Raw genomic sequence first — 838 nt, forward strand, 5'->3', positions numbered from 1 at the left:
ACTGCTCGCTGATGCGGACCGCTCCTGGAACTATGTCGAGGGACTGGCGGCGCACATGTATGGCCAGCATGTGATCGAGTGGCTGGATGATGATCAGCTTTTTGGTGTGATGGTGGCACTGATCAAGGATGCGCGCCGACGCGGCCAGGACTGAGCGCCTATCGCTTAATGCTGAACCCTGAACCCTCGCAGTGATGCGGGGGTTTTCTTTTTTGCTGTACAGGTGATCAGTGCTGGTTATAATTGCACTACCCCTCTTGACCCCGAGGCAACCGTGATGACGCTCTGTGAAAACGACCTGGCGCGCTTACAGGCATTGTTGCCTGAGTCTGTCCATACGCTGATTGCTATCCTGGGATACTCTGCCACCATGCGCCTGATAACGGCGTTGGGGGGCACTACGTTACATGCTTGCACCAGCGAGCGCCGGGCGCGCTCTGGTGGTGTCTATGCCCTATTACGCGGTGTGCTAACCGAGCAGGAGACACAGACGCTGATACACCATGTCGGTGGTGCGTCATTCTACGTTCCCCGCTGCGATAGTGCGTTGCGCGAGTTGCGTAATACCCGCTTTCTGTCTGAGGTCGCCAAAGAAAAGGCCGCAGGCCGCTCAGCCAGGCAGGCGATGGCGATATTGTGCCCCCGGTATGGATTTAGTGACCGGTACGGGTGGCAACTCCTCCGGCAACGATATGACAGCCGACAGCTTCCAAGCCCCGCCCAAGCGGGGCTTTTTGATTAATAGGCTATGCAAAATTACACTTCACTTGGTGAGTATGCAGCGTATACCCGGCAGGCACGCGATGCCGCTTGCCGGCGCTATGCACTGTCGCACTAC

1 protein-coding gene and 1 pseudogene are annotated in these 838 nt (G+C 57.3%); both read left to right on the forward strand.

Going from position 1 to position 838, the window contains the following annotated elements:
• Positions 1-154, forward strand: a pseudogene (locus EHO01S_RS19370) (regulatory protein GemA); the annotation flags it as partial.
• Positions 155-277: 123 nt separating this feature from the next.
• Positions 278-742: a hypothetical protein gene (locus EHO01S_RS16855; protein ID WP_035370949.1), complete on the forward strand. Its 465-nt coding sequence runs from the start codon at positions 278-280 to the stop codon at positions 740-742.
• The last annotated feature ends 96 nt before the right edge of the window (positions 743-838 follow it).

It is taken from the genome of Edwardsiella hoshinae NBRC 105699 = ATCC 33379 (genome assembly GCF_000474215.1).
Classification (GTDB): Bacteria; Pseudomonadota; Gammaproteobacteria; order Enterobacterales; family Enterobacteriaceae; genus Edwardsiella; species Edwardsiella hoshinae.